At 62.1% G+C, this 19789-nt stretch carries 16 protein-coding genes; 11 read left to right on the forward strand and 5 right to left on the reverse strand.

Translation table 11 applies throughout. The features are described 5' to 3' along the window. Positions 1-157: 157 nt before the first annotated feature. The 6 genes from PQQ86_RS23785 to ggt all read left to right on the forward strand — a co-directional run bounded on the left by PQQ86_RS23785 (position 158) and on the right by ggt (position 7117). The gene (locus tag PQQ86_RS23785; RefSeq protein WP_408272438.1) at positions 158-853 is read left to right on the forward strand and encodes a CDP-alcohol phosphatidyltransferase family protein; all 696 of its coding nucleotides are present in this window, start codon (positions 158-160) and stop codon (positions 851-853) included. Then, positions 850-1680 (forward strand): HalD/BesD family halogenase, encoded by an 831-nt coding sequence (locus PQQ86_RS23790; RefSeq protein WP_408272441.1) that lies wholly within the window; start codon positions 850-852, stop codon positions 1678-1680. The genes PQQ86_RS23785 and PQQ86_RS23790 overlap by 4 nt, the downstream gene beginning before the upstream one ends. Continuing rightward, positions 1677-2696 carry a flippase-like domain-containing protein gene (locus PQQ86_RS23795; RefSeq protein ID WP_408272443.1) on the forward strand — a complete coding sequence of 340 codons (1020 nt, stop codon included), beginning with the start codon at positions 1677-1679 and terminating at the stop codon, positions 2694-2696. Before PQQ86_RS23790 ends, PQQ86_RS23795 begins: the two co-directional genes overlap by 4 nt. Positions 2697-2722: 26 nt before the next feature. Continuing rightward, positions 2723-3487 (forward strand): phosphocholine cytidylyltransferase family protein, encoded by a 765-nt coding sequence (locus tag PQQ86_RS23800; RefSeq protein WP_408272446.1) that lies wholly within the window; start codon positions 2723-2725, stop codon positions 3485-3487. 258 nt (positions 3488-3745) lie between these two features. Further along, positions 3746-5149 carry an MFS transporter gene (locus PQQ86_RS23805; protein ID WP_200573016.1) on the forward strand — a complete coding sequence of 468 codons (1404 nt, stop codon included), beginning with the start codon at positions 3746-3748 and terminating at the stop codon, positions 5147-5149. A 234-nt stretch (positions 5150-5383) separates the two neighbouring features. Continuing rightward, positions 5384-7117, forward strand: coding sequence for a gamma-glutamyltransferase (ggt, locus tag PQQ86_RS23810; RefSeq protein WP_408272448.1), 1734 nt, complete (start codon positions 5384-5386; stop codon positions 7115-7117). A gap of 157 nt (positions 7118-7274) precedes the next feature. Here ggt and PQQ86_RS23815 read toward each other — a convergent pair whose 3' ends face one another. After that, positions 7275-8321 carry a S1C family serine protease gene (locus tag PQQ86_RS23815; protein ID WP_408272450.1) on the reverse strand — a complete coding sequence of 349 codons (1047 nt, stop codon included), beginning with the start codon at positions 8319-8321 and terminating at the stop codon, positions 7275-7277. Positions 8322-8560: 239 nt separating this feature from the next. Between PQQ86_RS23815 and PQQ86_RS23820 the strand changes: the two genes are divergently transcribed. After that, the gene (locus PQQ86_RS23820; RefSeq protein WP_408272453.1) at positions 8561-8998 is read left to right on the forward strand and encodes a VOC family protein; all 438 of its coding nucleotides are present in this window, start codon (positions 8561-8563) and stop codon (positions 8996-8998) included. Between the two features lie 193 nt (positions 8999-9191). Beyond that, positions 9192-10118, forward strand: a complete 927-nt coding sequence (gene ppk2, locus PQQ86_RS23825) for a polyphosphate kinase 2 (protein WP_408272456.1) — start codon at positions 9192-9194, stop codon at positions 10116-10118. Positions 10119-10220: 102 nt separating this feature from the next. Here the strand turns inward: ppk2 and PQQ86_RS23830 are convergent, their stop codons facing one another. Next, a complete protein-coding gene (locus PQQ86_RS23830) occupies positions 10221-11807 on the reverse strand; it encodes an inorganic phosphate transporter (protein WP_408272459.1) in 1587 nt (528 codons plus the stop codon). Positions 11808-12224: 417 nt separating this feature from the next. Here PQQ86_RS23830 and PQQ86_RS23835 point away from each other — a divergent pair, with 417 nt between their 5' ends. Continuing rightward, entirely contained in the window at positions 12225-13094 is an 870-nt protein-coding gene (locus tag PQQ86_RS23835) for a CHAD domain-containing protein (RefSeq protein WP_408272465.1), read from the forward strand. Positions 13095-13211: 117 nt separating this feature from the next. Continuing rightward, the gene (locus PQQ86_RS23840; protein WP_408272468.1) at positions 13212-14786 is read left to right on the forward strand and encodes a sensor domain-containing diguanylate cyclase; all 1575 of its coding nucleotides are present in this window, start codon (positions 13212-13214) and stop codon (positions 14784-14786) included. An 85-nt stretch (positions 14787-14871) separates the two neighbouring features. Here PQQ86_RS23840 and PQQ86_RS23845 read toward each other — a convergent pair whose 3' ends face one another. Beyond that, a complete protein-coding gene (locus PQQ86_RS23845; protein ID WP_408272471.1) occupies positions 14872-15909 on the reverse strand; it encodes a VTT domain-containing protein in 1038 nt (345 codons plus the stop codon). Between the two features lie 343 nt (positions 15910-16252). Here PQQ86_RS23845 and PQQ86_RS23850 point away from each other — a divergent pair, with 343 nt between their 5' ends. Continuing rightward, positions 16253-17158, forward strand: coding sequence for a DMT family transporter (locus tag PQQ86_RS23850; RefSeq protein WP_408272473.1), 906 nt, complete (start codon positions 16253-16255; stop codon positions 17156-17158). A gap of 48 nt (positions 17159-17206) precedes the next feature. Here the strand turns inward: PQQ86_RS23850 and folE are convergent, their stop codons facing one another. Then, positions 17207-17845: a GTP cyclohydrolase I FolE gene (folE, locus tag PQQ86_RS23855; RefSeq protein WP_054040621.1), complete on the reverse strand. Its 639-nt coding sequence runs from the start codon at positions 17843-17845 to the stop codon at positions 17207-17209. Between the two features lie 124 nt (positions 17846-17969). Next, the gene (locus PQQ86_RS23860) at positions 17970-18899 is read right to left on the reverse strand and encodes a LysR family transcriptional regulator (RefSeq protein WP_408272477.1); all 930 of its coding nucleotides are present in this window, start codon (positions 18897-18899) and stop codon (positions 17970-17972) included. Positions 18900-19789 lie beyond the last annotated feature (890 nt).

Here is a 19789-nt window from a genome sequence, read left to right on the forward strand (position 1 = left end):
TCGAAGTAATCGGGCGTGACAGGCGCAACTGGATTCGCACTTTAACGTGATTCGGCATATCTTGCCCGGCGTCTGACACGTATCGGCAACAATGGGCGCTTAAGAAAACGTTAAGGAAGGAAGCAAGCTTTTACGATCCCGTATATATTTCCGGGTTATGAATTCGCGACCACCAATTCCAATTAACGTTCCGGCCCCCCGAACATGGGATGCGAGGCTCGCCCGCCGACTAGTCACGCCGCTCGTCAACACGTGGGTCACGCCGAACCATCTGACCACGCTGCGCCTGTTGATCGGGCTTGCCGGCGCGCTCTGTCTCGCCCACGGCGGATTCGCCTGGGCCAATGCGGGCGCCTTTCTGATCGTGCTGTCGAACTTTGTTGACCACACCGACGGCGAACTCGCGCGCATCGGCGGAAAGTCGAGCCGGATCGGTCATTTTTACGATTTGGCTTGCGACGCGCTCGTGACCGTCATGTTGTTCGTCGGCATGGGTGTCGGTTCGACACATGTCGGCTCATTGAATGTTTCACCCGGCTGGCTGGGCGCCGTCGCGGGCGTTGCCGTCGCGCTGATTTTCTTTCTGCGCATGCGTATCGAGGATATGGCGGGCAAGGCAGGAACAAAGCAGGCATCGGTCGGCGGTTTCGAAACTGAAGACGTGTTGTACCTGCTACCTATCGTCACGCTGACGAGCGTCGTCATGCCGTTCGTTGTGGTCGCGTCGATCGGTGCGCCGCTTTTTGCCGTCTGGGTGGTGGTCGATTACTGGCGCGTCGCGCGCCGCGCCGCACGCTCGGCGCTCGCCCCCGTCAAGGCGTCTGAAACCAGTCAAATGTGGGCCAGTGAATGAGTATGCACGCCGAAGACGACGTGATCGCACCAAATTCAGTTGAACGTTCGCCGGCATCTTCGTTGGCATCGTCGGCCGTGTCTGCGCCGAATGCCGATCGCGCCGTAGCGAGCCGCACGCGCACGTTCGACACACGACGTCTCTCAAAGGATTTCACCGATCAGGGCGCGTTCCTGTACCAGGAAGATTTCCTCGCGCCCGAAGTCACCGCCCAGCTCGTGCAGAGCGCGCGCGGTCTCCTCGACGAAGTGAACCGCAACTATCTGCCGGGCCACAAGCAGGGCGGCAGCGTCAGCCGTCATACGATCGACCGTCTCGCGCCGTTTATCGCCGAACTGTATCGCTCGAAGGAACTGATCGGCTGGCTCGAGCAACTCAGCGGTGACAAGTTACAAGTGTCGCCCACGGACGATCCGCACGCCTATGCGCTGTACTACTACACGCGGGCGGGCGACCACATCGGCTGGCACTACGATACTTCGTACTATGACGGCCGCCGTTATACGTTGCTGCTCGGTGTGATCGACGAATCGTCGTGCCGGCTCGATTACGAATTGCATACGCGCAATCCGGACGTGCCGGATCAACCCGGCTCGGTGCAGATTCCGCCGGGTGGCCTGGTGTTCTTCGACGGCGACAAGCTGCGTCATCGCATCACGCCGGCCGGCGCAAACGAAATGCGCGTCTCGCTCACCTTCGAATACGTCACCGACCCGAACATGCGGCCGTGGCGCCGTTTCATCTCGAACATGAAGGACGCGATCGCGTACTTCGGTTTCCGCCAGGTTTTCCGTCAGATGACGAAGCGCCGCAAGGACCCCGCATGACACGCGCGGCCCTGATTCTGCTGTCGATCGGGACGGCGCTCTTTGTCGGCCTGCTCGCGTGGCAGGGTTTCGGCTCCGTGGCCTCGGCGCTGGCCGCGGCCGGCTGGGGGCTCGTGCTTGTCGCGGCGTTTCACCTCGTGCCGCTGGTGCTCGACGCCGGCGCAATCTCGGTGCTGTTCCAGCGTCAGCGCGACGGCGTGCATCACGACGCGACGGTGCGCGAAGCATTGTTCGCACGCTGGATCGGCGAATCGGTGAATAGCCTGTTGCCGGCCGGACAGATTGGCGGCCCGGTGGTGATGGTGCGGCAACTGTCCCAGCGCGGCATGCGCATGCGTGACGCGGCCGCCGCCGTTACCGTCAGCACCACGGCGCAGGCGGTCGCGCAAATCGTCTTCGCGTTGCTCGGGCTGCTGCTGTTCGGCGCCTACGCCGCGCACGGTGCGCTTCACGATTTGCGAACCGCCACGCTGATTGCCACCGGCGTGCTGGGTGCGATGATCGCAGGCTTCTACTACGCGCAGCGGCGCGGCCTGTTCGGCCGTTTGCTGGGCGTAGTCTCGAAGCTGTTCGGCAAGCGCGACTGGTCGTCGCTGATGACGCGCGCCGAAGCCGTCGACGGCGCCGTGCAGGCGATCTACCGCGAGCGCGGCCGCGTCGCGGCAAGCTTCGCCCTGAGTCTGGCGGGCTGGATCGTCGGCACGGTCGAGGTGTGGCTCGCCCTGCGCTTTCTCGGTCATCCGGTCGACTGGGTCGACGCACTCCTGCTCGAAAGTCTCGGCCAGGCGATTCGTGGCGCGGCGTTCATGATCCCAGGCTCGCTCGGCGTGCAGGAAGGCGGCTATCTGTTGCTCGCGCCGCTCGTGGGCTTGCCGCCGGACGCCGCGCTGGCGTTGTCGCTCGCCAAGCGTGCACGTGAAATCCTGCTCGGTTTGCCTGGACTACTGGTGTTGCACTTCAGCGAACGAAGCTGGCAACGGCGGCGCGCCACAGGGCGCGTTCCGGCTGTCGATTAATCTCCGAATTTTTTAAAGGACTGTGCATGCGTGCCATCATCCTCGCAGCGGGCCTCGGCCTGCGTCTCCAGCAACCGCCGCAGGCACAGTTCCCGAAGTGCCTGTTGCAGTTCGACGGCATGAGCCTGCTCGAACGGCATCTGCAAATGCTGGAAACCGCCGGCGTGACCGACGTCGTGCTGGCGCTCGGTTTTCAGCCTGAATCGGTGCAGGCGGAACTGGAGCGGATCAACTGGCCGCATAAAGTGGAAACGGTGCTGAACCCGCGTTACGACCTGGGCAGCGTGCTGACGGTGCACACCGTGGCCGAGCCGCTGACGCGCGGCGGCGACGTGCTGCTGATGGATGCCGACGTGCTCTACGACGAGCGCATTCTGAGCGCGCTGGTGAAGGGCGAGACGGTCAACCGCCTGTTGATCGACCGCGATTTCGAAGCCGGCGACGAACCCGTCAAGCTGTGCCTGAAAGACGGCGTACCGGTCGAATTGCGCAAGCAACTCGCCGTCAATCTCGACTACGACACCATCGGCGAATCGGTGGGCTTCTTCCGCTTCCGCCAGGAAACCGCGCAACGTTTCGCGCAGATCGTTGCGGGCTACGTGGATAGCGACCGGGCCAACATGCCGCACGAAGAAGCGGTACGCGACCTCCTGCTGGAGCGCAGCCAGGTATTCGACACGGCCGACGTGACCGGCGCGCCGTGGATCGAGATCGACTTCCCGAACGACGTCGCTCGCGCAAGCACCGAGATTCTGCCGCAGCTGCAACCGCTGGTCAGTGCATCGCGTTAAGTCCCGTTCCTGAATTGCCGCTGTATTGCATGGTGAACCGGCTGTATGCCGGCTCACCATCGCGTCGTTTTTCTCTTCCTTTCCACTTCTGTTTTTTCGTAAGCAGCTCAGCTTCGTTGTGCGCTCAACTATTGGGCGCCGGATAGCGACGCGTCATCCGCGCGAGCACGAAAAGGCTTCGCTTAACAACATCTGTTGTCGATGCGATGCGATAATCGCAGCTTTACACCGACGGCCTTGCAACCCGTCGTCATGCCAATGCCTCTCGCTTTAGGCACTTTCATCGTTCCGCTGATCGTCGCGTGTGCGATGTTCATGGAAAACGTGGACGGCACGGTCATCGTGACGTCGCTGCCCGTTCTGGCGCGCGATCTCGGCCAGGACCCCATCACCCTCAAGCTCGCCGTGACGGCTTATGTCATCGGCCTCGGCGTCTTCATTCCGATCTGCGGCTGGGTTGCTGACCGCTTTGGTTCCCGGACCGTCTTTCGCACCGCCATCGGCGTCTTCATGGCGGGCTCGCTGATGTGCGCGGCGTCCACGTCGCTTGGCACCTTCGTGGTCGCGCGCTTCGTGCAAGGCATCGGCGGCGCGATGATGGTGCCGGTGGGGCGCATTATCATTTTCCGCTCGGTGCCGAAGTCGGACTTCATTCGCGCGGTCAACTATCTGACGGTGCCCGCGTTGCTCGGGCCGGTAGTTGGGCCGCCGCTGGGCGGCTTCATCACGACCTATCTGCACTGGCGCCTGATTTTCTTCATCAACATTCCAATCGGCCTGCTGGGTATCTGGCTCGCCAACAAGCACATCGCCAACGTGCGCGAAGCGCATCCCGGCCGGCTCGATTGGACCGGCTTCGTATTGTCGGCGAGCGGGGCGTCGCTGTTCATGCTGGGGCTCTCGCTGGTAGGCGGCGAACTGGTGTCCAACACGGTATCGGTAAGCATGTGTGTGATCGGCGTGCTGCTGCTGGTGGTGTACGTGCTGTATGCGAACCGCGTCGAATTGCCGGTGCTCGATTTGCGGCTGTTGCGCATTCCGAGTTTTCACGCGAGCGTGGTGGGTGGTTCGCTGTTTCGCATTGGCCTCGGGGCGGTGCCGTTTCTGTTGCCGCTCGCCTTGCAGGAAGGTCTGGGCATGACCGCGTTCAAGTCGGGGTCGATTACCTGCGCGTCCGCATTCGGCTCGATCTTCATGAAGGCGGCTGCGTCGCGCATTCTCGAACGGTTCGGTTTTCGCACGGTGCTGATGTTCAATGCCGGTTGCGCGGGCCTGGCGATTGCCGTCTACGGTCTGTTCTTTCCGGGCACGCCGCATTGGTTGATCTGGTGTGTGGTGCTGTTCGGTGGCTTCTTCCCGTCCTTGCAATTCACCTCGTTGAATACTTTGGCGTATGCGGATATTCCAAGCCGCGACGTTGGCCGCGCGACGAGTGTCGCGAGCGTGATCCAGCAGATTTCATTGGGGCTCGGCGTGACGATTGCCGGCATCGTGCTGCAAATCTCGCATAACGTGCAGGGTCATTCCACTATCGTGTTCTCCGACTTCTGGCCGGCGTTCCTCGTGGTCGGTCTGTTCTCGTTCCTGTCGATTCCGGTGACCGCGCGCTTGCCGCAAGGCGCCGGTGACGAAATCGCACGCGGCAGCCGCGGTAGCGCCTGAGTGTTCAACTCACGGTGCGCCGTGCTTCGTGGTGCGGCGCACTGACTGCGTCCGATGCCGATTCGAGCATGGCTATTCGCGGCCATTAGCGTTGTTGAATGGGGCGTTTTTTGTGTGCTGCAACATGCACCATATGCGTGCAACAGCTTCGCAATTGACGGACCGGCATGTTATAAGCCCAAGGCAGCTTTTCGTTATCGTCAGATGAAAAAGTCGTCTTGGGGGATATATCCAATGAAGTTGTTTCACAACGCCAAGCCGTCCGTTAGCGGACTTGCGCTGGTCGCACTCATTTCTGTTTCGAGCGGTTTTCTCGAAGCTACTCCAGCCTTTGCCAAAGCGCCCGCGAAAGCGCAGCCGGCAGTTCTCACGGCGTCCGCCATTGCGGTCGCCGACAAGTACAGCGCCGACGCCGCGGAACAGATCTTCAAGGAAGGCGGCAACGCCGTCGACGCGGCAGTCGCTATCGCCTTCACGCTTGCCGTGACGTATCCGGAAGCGGGCAATATCGGCGGCGGCGGTTTCATGACGCTGTATGTCGATGGCAAGCCGTACTTCCTCGACTATCGCGAACGCGCGCCGCTGGCCGCGACGAAGAACATGTACCTCGACGACAAGGGCGAGGTCATCAAGGACATGAGCCTGTTCGGTTATCGCGCGGTGGGCGTGCCGGGCACCGTCGACGGCATGTGGCAAGCGCAGCGCCGCTTCGGCAAGCTCAAATGGAAGCAGGTGCTCGCACCGGCAATTCATTACGCACGCGACGGCTTCGAGGTCAGTGAGCAATTGCAGCAACGCCGCGACGACGCCGCGAAAGACTTTGCCGGCAAGACCAACTTCGATACCTACTTCGGCAACCTGAAACAGGGCGTCAACTTCAAACAACCGGATCTCGCCGCCGTGCTGCAGCGCATTTCGGATCAAGGTGCGAAAGACTTCTACCAGGGCAAGACGGCTGATCTGATCGCGGCGTCCATGCGCGGTCACGGTCTGATTACGAAGGCCGACCTGCAGCAGTACAAGGCGGTGTGGCGTCAGCCGATCCAGGCGGACTGGAACGGCTATCGCGTGATTACCGCGCCGCCTCCGAGCTCGGGCGGTATCGGTCTCGTGCAGTTGCTGAAGATGAAGGCCGACATTGCGCCCGACTTCAAGGACGTCACGCTTAACTCCGCGCAATACGTGCACCTGATCGCTGAGATCGAAAAGCGCGTGTTCGCCGATCGCGCGCAGTATCTCGGCGATCCGGACTTCTACAAGGTGCCGGTCGCGCAACTGACCGACGACGCGTATATCGCGAAACGTGCCGCGGAAGTGAACCCGAATACGCCGTCGGACACGAAGAGCGTGCAACCGGGTCTGGGCACGACGATGCCGGAGAAAGCGGAAACCACGCACTTCTCCGTGATCGACAAGTGGGGTAATGCGGTATCGAACACGTACACCATTAACGGCTACTTTGGCTCGGGTGTGGTGGCGGATCGCACGGGCATCGTGCTGAACGACGAGATGGATGACTTCTCCGCGAAGCCGGGTGTCGCGAACATGTTCGGTGTGGTGGGCAGCGACGCGAATTCGATTGCACCGAAGAAGCGCCCGTTGTCGTCGATGAGCCCGACGATTCTGACCAGGGACGGCAAGGTGTCGCTTGTGATCGGCACGCCGGGCGGCTCGCGTATCTTCACGTCGATCTTCCAGGTGATCAACAACATCTACGACTTCAACATGCCGTTGCCGGAAGCCGTGGGCGCGATGCGCTTCCATCACCAGCTGTTGCCGCCGAACACGATTTTCTGGGAGCCGTACAAGCCGATCGACGGCGAGCTCGCCAAGCAGATCGAAGCCAAGGGCTATACGCTGAAGGGGCAGGATTTCAGCGGCGACATTCAGGCGATCAAGGTCAATGGCGATACGCCAGAAGCCGCAGCCGATCCGCGCGGCCGTGGTGTGACGCGGGTGATCCAGTAAGCGGTTGACTTCAATCGTTTAAGTGCATCTGGGCGGCGTATCTTTGCGGATGCGCCGCATGCAGAAAAAAGCCTCGCGCTCAATTGAGCGCGAGGCTTTTTTCATCCGTTAGATTGAACGAGCGTGAGGTTCTTCGAGCCGTTATGCTGCCGGCCAGTCAGCTCATCTGCTCGACCGGCGTCAATGCCAATTCAAGCCGTTGCGCGCCACGTAACACGGTCACGTTGACCGGCTTGTCGATACGCGACACATCGAGCGTGCGTTGCAGGCTATCGACGTCTTGCACCGCGAGCGTATCGATCGCGACAATCGTGTCGTCGGTGCGCAGACCGCCGAGCGCGGCCGGGCTGCCCTTCACGATTTCCATGACGTGCACGCCGCTCTCCGAGCTCAGGCTGAAATAGCGCTGCACGCGGCGCGACAGCGGCCTCGTGGTGCCGGCCACGCCGATGTAAGCGCGCCGCACGCGGCCGTGCGTGAAGATCTGCATGATGACCCACTTGGCCGTATCGATTGCGGTGGCGAAGCAGATCGCCTGCGCGCCGGGAATGATCGCGGTGTTCACGCCGATCACCTGACCGGCCGAATTGATCAGCGGGCCGCCCGAATTGCCGGGATTGAGCGCGGCATCCGTCTGGATCACGTCGTAGATCATGCGGCCCGAATTCGAACGCAGCGAGCGGCCGAGCGCCGAGACCACGCCGGTCGTCACGGTTTGCGCGAGACCGAGCGGATTGCCGACCGCGATCGCGATCTGGCCGACACGCAGCTTCGACGATTCGCCGAGTTCGACGTGCGCTAATGGCTCTGGCGAGCCGATGCGCAGCACGGCCAGATCGCTGCCGGGATCGTCGCCGACCAGATCGGCATCGAATTTCGCGCCGTCAGCGAGCGCCACCGTGATGTGCGTGGCACCGTGTACGACGTGGCTATTGGTGAGCAGATAGCCGTCTGGCGTGAACAGAAAACCCGAACCGGTGCCGCCGCGCGCGCCGCGGCTGTCGCGCCCGGACGGCGCGCCGGGTAGCTGGCGTTCGACGGATATGAAGGCGACCGCCTGCTGAACGCGTTCCAGCGCGCCGATCACAGTGCGGGAATAGTCGTCGAGCAAGGCGTCGTCGGATAAAGCGGTGAGTGGATCGGACCCGGGGGCGTCGGATGCGGCGCGCGACAGGTCATCGATGAAGCGTGGGCGGCTTCCCATGGCGATGCTCCGGATAAACGGGAATCCAGATGCGGGGCGGCGGGCGGGTTTTTCAAGTGCGAGCGATGCGATGCGCTCGAGGCTGCTTGTGAGACACTTTCTAGTGTCGGCCCACGCCAATGCGGGGGGCGTTGTGCAGGCTGAAGCGCCCCGGACCAACGCCCGCGCCAAGGCCTCCAACGCCCGGGCACGCGCCGTGCAAGCCCGTCAGGCGTCGCTGCACCAAGGAGATAGCTACCATGAGTTCGTCCGCCACTTCCGCCGCAGCCTCTGCCTCGTCGAGCGCCTCGAGCGCGCCGACAGACTCGACAGACCCAACCGAACCGCGCATCGAGTCCCTCAGCGCCATCACGCTCGCCACCGGCAATATGCCTCGCGCAGTGCTGTTTTACGAAGCGCTCGGTTTTCCGATCAAGTTCGGTGGTTCGCAGGAAGCGTTTACCTCGTTTGCATTCGGCGGTGCGTATCTGAACCTGATTGTCGATACGCGCGCGCCAGTCAACTGGTGGGGCCGCGTGATCATTTATGTCTCGGACGTCGACGCCCTGTACAGGAAGGCGCTGGCAGCGGGTTTGAAGCCGTCGCTCGAACCGTCCGATGCGCCGTGGGGCGAGCGTTATTTCCACATCACCGATCCCGATGGCCACGAACTCAGCTTCGCGAAGCCGTTGCGTTAGCGCCGGGCGGCCGCGCTAAACTCGCTATCATGGATCGGCTATAAGGTGCGCAAGCCGCCGGCGGGCACCCATCGCCCCAAGATGCGACGGCCGCGCTGGTAACACGGCTGACACCTCGTGCTTCGATAATCGAACCCGTTCGCGATGCGTATGCGCCGCGCGCCTAACCATTTCCGTTGCCAGGAGAGTCGCAATGAAAGAGCTGGATCCGAGACCCGAGGCCGAAGTCATGGCAGAACGGCAGCGCCGTTTCGAGGAGGACCTCATCGATGCCTACGACGAGGAACTCGAAATGGAGGTCGACGACCGTATCATCGACGGCGCGGATGGCTTCACGCCCGAGCATCGCGAGGCGCGCAAGGTGTACTTCCGCGAGCTATTCCGTTTGCAGGGCGAGCTTGTCAAACTGCAGGATTGGATCGTGCAGACCGGCCATCGGCTGGTGGTGATTTTCGAAGGGCGCGACGCGGCCGGCAAGGGCGGCGCGATCAAACGCATCACGCAGCGGCTCAATCCGCGTGTGTGCCGTGTGGCGGCATTGCCGGCGCCGAATAACCGTGAACGTACGCAGTGGTATTTCCAGCGTTACGTGTCGCATCTGCCGGCCGGCGGCGAAATGGTGCTGTTCGACCGCAGCTGGTACAACCGCGCGGGCGTCGAACGCGTGATGAATTTTTGCAGCGACGACGAGTACGAAGAGTTTTTCCGCTCGGTGCCGGAATTCGAAAAGATGCTGGCGCGAAGCGGCGTGCAGATTCTCAAATACTGGTTTTCGATCACGGACGAAGAACAGGAAATCCGCTTTCAGAACCGCATCCACGACCCGTTGAAGCAGTGGAAGCTAAGTCCGATGGATCTGGAAAGCCGGCGCCGCTGGGAAGCCTATACGCAGGCAAAAGAAGTCATGCTGCAGCGCTCGCATATTCCCGAGGCGCCGTGGTGGGTCGTGCAGGCGGTCGACAAGAAACGCGCGCGCCTGAATTGCATTCACCATCTGCTGAGCCAGGTGCCGTATCACGAGATCGAGCATTCGCGCGTCGAGTTGCCGGCGCGGGTCTATCACGACGAATACAGCCGCCAGCCGGTGGCGTCGTCGATGATCGTGCCTGAAATTTATTGATCGATCTTCGGCTCGGTTGAATGAAAAAGCGCGGCAAGAGCCGCGCTTTTTTTTACTTTGCTGCTGCCGGACTTGCACCCGGCACCAGCGATTTCAGCAGTTTCAGAACACCATCCGGAACAGCCAGTACAAGGCTCCGGCCAGCGCGATTGAGACCGGCAGCGTCAGCACCCACGCGAGGATCAGGCTGCGCACAGTGCCCCACTGCAAGCCAGAGCCGTTGGCGGCCATGGTCCCGGCCACGCCTGACGACAGCACGTGCGTCGTCGAGACCGGCAAGCCGTACATGTCGGCCGCGCCGATCGTCAGCATCGCCACTAATTCAGCTGAAGCGCCCTGTCCGTAGGTCAGATGCTGCTTGCCGATCTTCTCGCCAACGGTGACGACGATGCGCTTCCAGCCGACCATCGTGCCGAGACCGAGCGCGATGGCCACGGCGACCTTCACCCACGTCGGAATGAATTTGGTGGCGTGATCGGTTTGCGCCTTGAAGTTGTCGATAGCCTTGACGTCTGCCGGTGAGAAAGCCGGCTGCTTGCTTTTCTCCATCAGACGAATGGCTTCGGACGCGACATACATGTTGTTGCGCACGTTATCGACGATGTTTTGCGGCACGGCTGCCATCGATCCCGACTCGCTGACCTGCTGGCCGATCAGCTCGGTCAGTTGCCGCAAGGCGGGCACCGTGGCCGGCGTCAACTGGCGCGTGCGCACGTACGCTTCGACATCGCCACGCGGATCGGTGGAGGGCGCCGCGCCTTGGGTGTACTTGCCGAGCGTGGCCGAAGCCTGGTGTGCGACCGCGAGATAGGTCTGCGTTTCCGCCGGCGTGACTGCCTTGTTCAGTGCGTACGCCGTCGGCACCGTGCCGATCAGGATCAGCATGATGAGGCCCATGCCTTTCTGCCCGTCGTTCGAACCGTGCGCGAACGAAACACCCGTACAGGTCAGAATCAGCAGGCTGCGAATCCAGAACGGGGGCGGCTCCTTGCCTTTAGGCTCGGCATACAACGCCGGGATCCGCACCACCGCCTTCAGGATCAGCAGCAGCAAACCGGCGGCGAGAAAGCCGATCAGCGGCGAAAACAGCAGCGACTTGCCGACGCCGAGCGCCTGATTCCAGTCCACGCCGCTCGTGCCGCTGGCGCCGTGCATCAGCTGATTCATCAAGCCAACGCCGATGATCGAGCCGATCAGCGTATGCGAGCTGGACGACGGCAGTCCGAAATACCACGTGCCCAGATTCCAGATGATCGCCGCGATCAGCAGCGCGAAGACCATCGCGAAGCCCGCACTGCTACCCACTTGCAGAATCAGTTCGACGGGCAGCAACTGCAGGATGCCGAATGCCACCGCGCCCGTTGAAGTCAGCACACCGAGGAAATTCCATCCACCGGACCAGACCACCGCAATGTTCGGCGCGAGTGAATGCGTGTAAATCACGGTGGCGACCGCGTTGGCGGTGTCATGAAAGCCGTTGACGAATTCGAAGCCGAGCGCAATCAGAAGCGCAACGCCGAGCAGGAAATAGGGGAGGACTGAGCCTTCGCGAACCGGCTCCAGATCGGTTGCCAGATGCATGGCGCAATAAATAGCGCCGACCGCAATCACGACGAGGAAAATGATGAGGCCGAGATGACGCCCTTTTCCACTTGCAGCGCCCGGTTGCGGGTACGAAAGTTCCGGCATGGCATGAGCCCTAAAGTTTGTCGCGGGGAACTGCCGATCCTGGGGTGCCTGTGTGTCGTAATGATGACAATGGCGTGACCGTTATGCGGGACGGCGTTCGCGGAAAGGTGCGTAGAGATTGGCGTTACAGGAAAGGCTGCCGTCTGCGCGGCGCAGTAGTACGATAAGCGGTCCGAAAAGAACTATGCGCGAACTGCGCCTCTGCAGCGGAACGGAGTGTCCGGTTCAGCTGCCGCCAGGGTCGCATATGAACTCGCGCGATCCAGGCGGTCGCCACGACTTGCAACGGATTGCAGTCCATGCAACGCGCATTTGTCTTGCGGCTGTGCTCGGGCAGTTTAGGCGACGCGTTGACGGATATCCACCAGGACCTTTTTTTGCTAGGCTGACATCAAAGGGCCTTCTGAAGGACATCCGATGAAGCGGGCGAGCCGGAAAATCGACAAACAGGCTGCGGACAGCAAGCCGGCCGGCGTGGAACTCTCAGCGGAGGTAGCCTTTTCGTCGTACGCGGCGCCCCTTGTTGATGACGCGATCGAACTCGCTAATGCGGTGCGCGAAGACGCGTCGCCGGAAGCGCTGCACAAACTGCGTGTGTCGCTGCGGCGGTTGCGTTCGTTGTGGTGGGCGTTCGAACCCTTGTTGGACAAAGGCGAAAATACGCGCCAACGGGCGCTGTATAAGTATCTGGCGACTGCCGCCGGCAAGACGCGGGATTGGGACATCCTGATCGAACTGATTGCGCAGGACGAGCGCGTTGCGCATGAGATGACACCCACGCTCCAGGCTGCACGCGGCGGCGCGTTGGCGATGAGCCGTGAAACGCTTTCGAACGCGGACGTCAAACATTTGCTGCAAGACGCCTTGACCAGTGCCAATAAGGAATTGAACACCGCCCGTGAGCGCGTGCCGCTGCAAAAATTCGCCGACAAGCGCGTGAGCGCTTCCGAACGTTCGCTTAAGAAGCGTATAAAACGTGCGTCTCAAGCGAAGGGCTCCAACTACACCGCATTTCACGACGTCAGAAAGGCGGGTAAGAAAGTGCGCTATCTGCTCGAGTTTTTCGAACCGGTTCTGAGCGTGAGCCACAAACGCACCCTGAAGCGGTTAAAGCGGATCCAGAAGCGTTTCGGCACGCTGAACGATATCGTCGCAAGCGAGATGCTGCTGCGCGAAAATACGGACTTGCTGGCTGGGTCCGGCGACACCAATGCAGCGCTTGACTGGCTGAAGAAGGAGCGCAAACGCCGGATGCGCGCGGCGGCGGGACTGTTGCGCAAACTGTGATGCGGCTTGAAGGGCGGTCGCACGCTCGAGCGGACCGGCCCGGACCGAATAACGACATTGGCTGTGCATCCGCACCTGATCGGTCAGGCGGGCTTTTGCGAAGGAGGCGATGCGCACGTGGCACATCAAACGCTTTCGCTGCGTCGACGGTTGCGCTTCATGTCGCGTGCCGGTGGGATGGGCGTGTCGCGTTATATGGGCAACCACCCGTATTTCGCTGGCCTTGCCGGCACGCTGGTCGCCGTAGCGATGGCCGGTTTGACCTTGCTGACGCTGAGTAGCGGCCGCGCCGACGCGCTCAACCACGCGCGCGAAACCGCGCAAAATCTCGTCTCGATCATTTCCTCCGATCTCGAACGAAATGTCGAGATCTACGATTTGTCCCTTGAGGCCATGGTGGATGGCGCGCGGGATCGTGCCACGTGGACCCTGCCTGAGGACTTGCAGCAAGCCGTGCTATTCGATCGCGCAACCACGGCAGCCTACCTCGGCGGCGCCTATGTGATCGCTGCGGACGGGCGGGTGATCGCTTCGCAGAACGGCGAGATCAATGCCGCCGTCCGGCTCGCAGACCGTGACTACTTTCTGGTGCATCAACGCAGCCCGGCCGTCGGGCTTTATTTCTCCCACCCATATCGGTCGCGACTGCGTGACGGGAAGTTGTCGATCGGCCTCACGCGGCGCATCAACGAGGCCGATGGCACGTTTGGCGGCATCGCGCTTCTGGCGATTCGTATCGAATACTTTCAGCATTTGCTGGATCGGATCAACACAGGCGAACTGGGCTCCGTATTCATCGTGATGGACGACGGCACCTTGCTCGCCCGCAAGCCGTTTTCCTCACGTGATATCGGCACGAGCATCGCGAAGTCGCCGACCTTCGAAGTGATGGCCGCGCACAACTCGGGCTCGTATGTGGCGAATTCGACGGTGGACGGCGTGCGCCGGATGTTCACCTATGCGCGCGTGCCGGGTACGCCGCTGATCGCGGTGGTTGCACCGTCCGAGGATGAAGTGCTCGCGCCGTGGCGGCATCGCAGCAGGATTGCCGGCTCGCTGACGCTCGCTTTCGGCGCGGTATTCGTGATGGTTTCGTGGATGCTTGCTTTCGTTTTACGCGACAAGCTGCGCGCGCAAGCCGCGCTGGTGCGTCTCGCCGCGACGGACCCGCTTACCGGCCTCAGCAATCGCCGCGTGCTCGATAACCGGCTCGACGAAGAATGGCGGCGCGCGCGGCGCTCCGGGCAACCGCTATCGGCATTGTTCATCGACATCGATCATTTCAAGCGATTCAACGACGTCTACGGCCACGCGAGCGGCGACGAGGCGTTGACCGCCGTGGCCGAATGCATCTCCGCGACGGTGCTGCGCGCGGTCGATCTGGTGGCGCGATACGGTGGTGAGGAGTTTGCCGCGATCTTGCCGGACACCACGGCGGAGGGCGCGCTCAATCTCGCGGAAAAGATTCGCCGCAAGGTGCAGAGTCTGCGCGTCGTGCATCGCGATGGTGAAGCGATCACTATCACGGTGAGCATCGGTTGCGCGACGTGTGTGCCAGCGGAAGGGGCGAACGCGCTCGAACTGCTGGCCGCTGCCGACCGGCAGCTGTATGCCGCCAAGGCGGCGGGGCGCAATCGGGTCAGCTCGGCGACGTGGGCGGGGCGGTCGATGGCGCAGGATGCGTCGTCGTGAAGGGTGCCGCGTGATGGCAACGGCTTGCGTGTGACGCCGTTCCGGCACCCGACCGGGCTGTCACTCTGTGACTTGCGCTGACGTTTCAGCTGCGTCGGGGGGCGAACCCGCGCAGCGTTACCGCGCCGCGAACTTCACCGTAGGGCTCCAGCTTGCGTTTGCGGGTGGTCGATTCGTCCGTCGGCGGGACAGGTTCGACGGGAAACCCGCGCCTTTGCCAGGCGTCGAGGCCGCCCCTCAGTGCGCGGATCCGCGTGTAGCCGTTCAGGCGCATCCGTTGCGTAATTTCGACGGCGGTCGCGCTGTCCGGGCAAATGCAATAAATCACCATGTCATAGACGAGCAGCGCGCCGTCGATCTGCTCAGGCGAGCGCGGGTCGAGCGCCAACACGCCGGGGATGTTGTGCAGCGCTTCACCAGATGAGGCGGCTGGGCGGGCATCCAGGACCTTGGGCGGCGTGATGCGGCGCCATCCGGCGAGTGTCGCTTGCGACGCAGCCGCGGAGGCTTCGTCCGCGAGACGGCGTCGTTCGCGGCGCCGCTGCTGCAGGCGATACACCAGATAGGCCAACGCGGCGGCCAGCAGGATGTCGAGTACCGTGCCGCCACGTGCTCTGACGAACGCGAGCAGCATATGCAACTGTCTTTCCGCCGCGGCGCCGCCGAGTAGCCAGAAGGTGGCCCACACCAGAGCGCCGGCGAGATCCCACAAAGCATAGATGCGGCTGTCGACCGCTGTCGTGCCCATGAGCGGCGGCGTGATGAGTCCTAGTCCGGGGACGAACTTCGAGATCGACACGAGCGCCACGCCGAAGCGTTCGAATAGCGAGCGGGCCTTGTCGACCCTGGAATCGATCGCCGGAGAGATCCGGCCCAGGGCGGCGATCAGTTTGCGGCCGTAGATGCGGCCGGCGGCGAACCACGCACCGTCGCCGATGAGCGCGCCAAGTACGGCGGCGAACAGGATCGGCCAGAAAGACAGCGTGCCGGCGGCAATCGCCGAGCCCGCGAAGAGCAGCACGGGGACCGCGGGGATCGGCAGGCCGAGCCGTGTCAACAGGACGTTCACAAAAACGAACACGCCGCCCCAGGTTGACACCGCCGACGACGGAAACTCTACCAATTGCGGCACTCCTGTTGTGACGGTTGGGCCGCGCTGCGGCGGGAGCCTGTTTTGCCGGGTTGCAAAGTGTGTTCCTGGACGCGTTTATCTACGCGCGCGTTCGGTCCGAGTTCAAGGTGGGATTCTATTTCGATCAGGATACTCGATGAGCCCAGGTACAGCGCCGGGCTGTCCTACCTGATCGCAAGCCGGATTCGAGCCGGTATGTCGTGACCTGGACGCCTGTTCGATCTGACGGCGCTCTTTGTCGCTTCGGTGGGCGCCTTCTCTGCAATTTCGTTCAAGACCGCGCGTGTCCGCCGCCGCTAATGTGTCTGCTCGTTCAACGGAACAGGACAGTAGCATGAGCTCACGGTACGTCGGATACCTGTTTTGCGCGCTGGCGATGATCGGCGTCGGCAGCACGGTGGTCGTCAGCAAATCGATCGCAAGCGGACTGCCACCGTTCAGCGCAACCGCGCTGCGTTTTGCCATCGCGTTTCCCCTGTTTGTGCTGGTGATGCGCTGGCGTGGCGTACGCTGGCCACGTCTCGATCGCCACGATGCGTTGCTCGTGATCGCCCAGGCGGGGGCGGGCAGCGTCGGTTATACGGTGTTGCTCATCAGTGGCATGAAGCTCGCCTCGGCCGCCGATGCCGGCGTGATTGCCGGCACCCTGCCGGCGGTGTCGGCCGTGGTCGCCATGCTCGCGCTGGGTGAGCGTCCCGCGCCCGCGCTGATCGGTGCGATTGGGCTCGCCACCCTGGGCGTGCTGGTGTGTACCGTGCGTATCGACGATTTCACCACGTCGCATGCCGCCAGTTCGCTGACAGGTAACGCGCTGGTGTTTGCAGCGATCGTGTGCGAGGCGCTCTTTATCCTGCTCAATCGCAAGTTGCACACACCGGTCGCGCCGCTGCCGCTATCGGCGTTGATGTGCGGCATCGGTTTCGCGGTGGCGTTCGTGCCGGCATGCTTCGAAAGGCCCTGGAGTATGCCGTTCAATGCGAGCGCCCTGAACGGTGTGCTCTACTACGCGCTCGTGCCGACCGTGGCTGGCTTTGTTCTCTGGTATGCGGGGGCGGCGCGCATCAGCGGCGCGGAAGCGGGGCTCATGACCGCGCTCGTGCCGGTGAGCGCGGTGGCGTTGGCCGCGGTCGTGTTGCGGGAGCCTGTGAGTGCGGCGCAACTTGCGGGAGTTGCATGCGTGCTTGGCGCGGTCTTGCTGGCCACCTTCGGCCAGATGCGTACCGCGCACAGCAGGGCGTGAGGCAGCGGCCAATGCTGCAGCCTGATTCGCGCTGCGGCCCGACCGCTATCAGGTATTGGCGACGGCCACCACGCCCGGATTGCCCACGATCGACAAAAACTCGCGACGCGTCGACGGATCGGTACGGAACGTGCCCAGCATGCGCGAGGTGACCATCGTGACACCCGCCTTGTGCACGCCCCGGGTCGACATGCACTGATGCGCGGCTTCGAGAATCACGCCGACGCCCGCGGGTTGCAGCACTTCGTTCAACGTATCGGCGATTTGCACCGTCATCTTTTCCTGGATCTGCAGACGCTTGGCGAACGCATCGACGAGACGCGCCAGCTTCGAAATGCCGACCACCCGATGCTCGGGAAGATAGGCAACGTGCGCCCGCCCGATGATTGGCACCATGTGGTGTTCGCAGTAGCTTTCGAAGCGGATATCTTTCAGCACGATCATTTCGTCGTAGCCGTCCACTTCGGAAAAGGTGCGGGCGAGGATCTCACGCGGATCGATCTGATAACCCGCGTAGAACTCCTCATAAGAGCGCACTACGCGAGATGGCGTATCGATCAGGCCTTCGCGCTCGGGATTGTCGCCGGCCCAACGCAGCAGCACGCGTACCGCTGCTTCAGCTTCTTCGCGGCTGGGGCGGTCTACTGCGGCCGCGGGTTTGGTTTTCTTCGCTTTGCTGCTGGCCATCCGTCGCTCCTCTGGGATTGCGCGTCGACGCTAAACGGAGCGCGCGGGTTCAATGAGTGCGGCCATTGTTCCATGTTTTAGGTCGCATCGTGTCGATGCCCCCTCTCGCGGTCGGGGCGTGTGCTTACTTTGGCCACTCATCCATGTCGTCGTTGAAGAGTTCGGCGACGATACCGCGCAGCCAACTCGCCCGCGGATCGTTATGAAACTTGCGATGCCAGTGCTGCCGCAGATCGAAGCGCGGCAACGGCAGCGGCGGCTCGACCAGCGTGATCGATGCATGCTCCGACACGTACGCGAAGCCGATGGCGTGTGGCACTGTGGCGAGCAGATCGGTGCGCGCGAGGATGAACGGCAGACTCATGAAGTGCGGCGTTTCGAGTACGGCGCGGCGCTTGATGCGCTTCTTTTCCAGGTAATGTTCGAGGACTTCCTGGCTGCGTCCTTCGGCACGCACGACGGCGTGGCCCGACGCCACGTACTGAGCCAGTGTGAGCGGCGCCTTTGCAAGGGGATGCCCCGTGCGCATCAGACAGATGAACCGATGGGTGAAGAGCCGTTGCTGGAAGAAGTTATTGCCTGACAGATCGGGGAAATAGCCTACGGCGAGATCGACGTCGCCCGATTCGAGTCCACGTTCCACGTGCGAGGGCGAGAGCGACACCGAGCGCAGATTCGCGTGCGGCGCGCGTTCGGCGAAGAGTTGCAGGAGCCGGGGCAGGAAGACGATTTCGCCGACGTCGGAAAGCGCGAGGGAGAAGGTATGGGTGCTGGTGGCCGGATCGAAGTCCTGCACGTCGAGCATGCCTTTTTCGATACGCAGAAGCGCGTCGCGGGCGGCGGGGAGGATGGCGAGCGCGCGAGGTGTGGGTTCCATGCCTTTCGAGGTTCGCACGAAGAGCGGATCGTCGAAGTATTCGCGCAGGCGGCCTAACGCGGTGCTGACGCGGGGTTGGCTGACGCCTAATTGCTCCGCTGCGCGGCTGACGTTGCGGGTGTCTTCCATTGCTACCAGGTAGGGGATCAGGTTTAGGTCCAGGAGGGTGTCGGGCATGGTGGGCTTTTTTGCCTGCGGCGCTGGGGGGCATTTGAAATTTAGATAGAGGGTAGTTTAATAATCTTGGTTTTGGATAGTGGTTTTTGCCTTTTGCGGCGGCATTCAGTGTCAGTGTTCTTAGGGCTTTCCTTGATCTGGCTTTGTGCCTGTCCTTGAATTTTTGGTGCCTTTCCTTGTATTGTTAGTGGTCTATTAGCGTTGCCCCTGTGCGGGGCGGCACTTACTTTCTTTGCCGCCGCAAAGAAAGATAAGCAAAGAAAGCGGCTCAAACCGCTCATGCTAAGTGGGGCCCGTGGTCTGCCACGGGTAGTGGTGCATCTGGAATCTGGGTTCGTGCCCCTGCATACGCCAGTGACAAGGGCGTCATACTTCCGGCGGCGCTGCGCGCGCCGAAGCGTACTTCTTAAAACCACCCGCTACGTTTTGATGCTCGCATCTCGCCACCGGGTTTCCGGGGTGAGTGCAGGGGCGCCTCGCCGAGGCGAAGCCGACGGCCCCGCTACGCCAACCGAAGCCCGTGGTTTCCCATGCAGACCCGTCCGCGACGCACGCAGTGCGGAGTGGGAGCTGATGACTCCTTTGTCACTAATGCCGAATGTGCGAGAACACGGATTCCAGATGCACCACTACCCGTGGCAGACCACGGGACCCACTTAGTATTAGCGGTTTGAGCCGCTTTCTTTTGCCTACTTTTCTTTGCGGCCGGCAAAGAAAAGTAGGTGCCGCCCCGCACAGGGGCAACGCTAATAGACCACTAACAATACAAGGAGAGGCACCAAAGCCAGATCAAGGAAAGGCCAAAGCCCAAGGAACACTGACAAAAAGCGCCGCGCAGGCAAACAGTCCAACAAACAGCCACTTCCCCAAAAAAGCAAAAGCGACCCCGC

Origin of the sequence: Paraburkholderia sediminicola (genome assembly GCF_046026675.1) — a bacterium.
In the GTDB taxonomy this organism is placed as follows: Bacteria; Pseudomonadota; Gammaproteobacteria; order Burkholderiales; family Burkholderiaceae; genus Paraburkholderia; species Paraburkholderia sediminicola_F.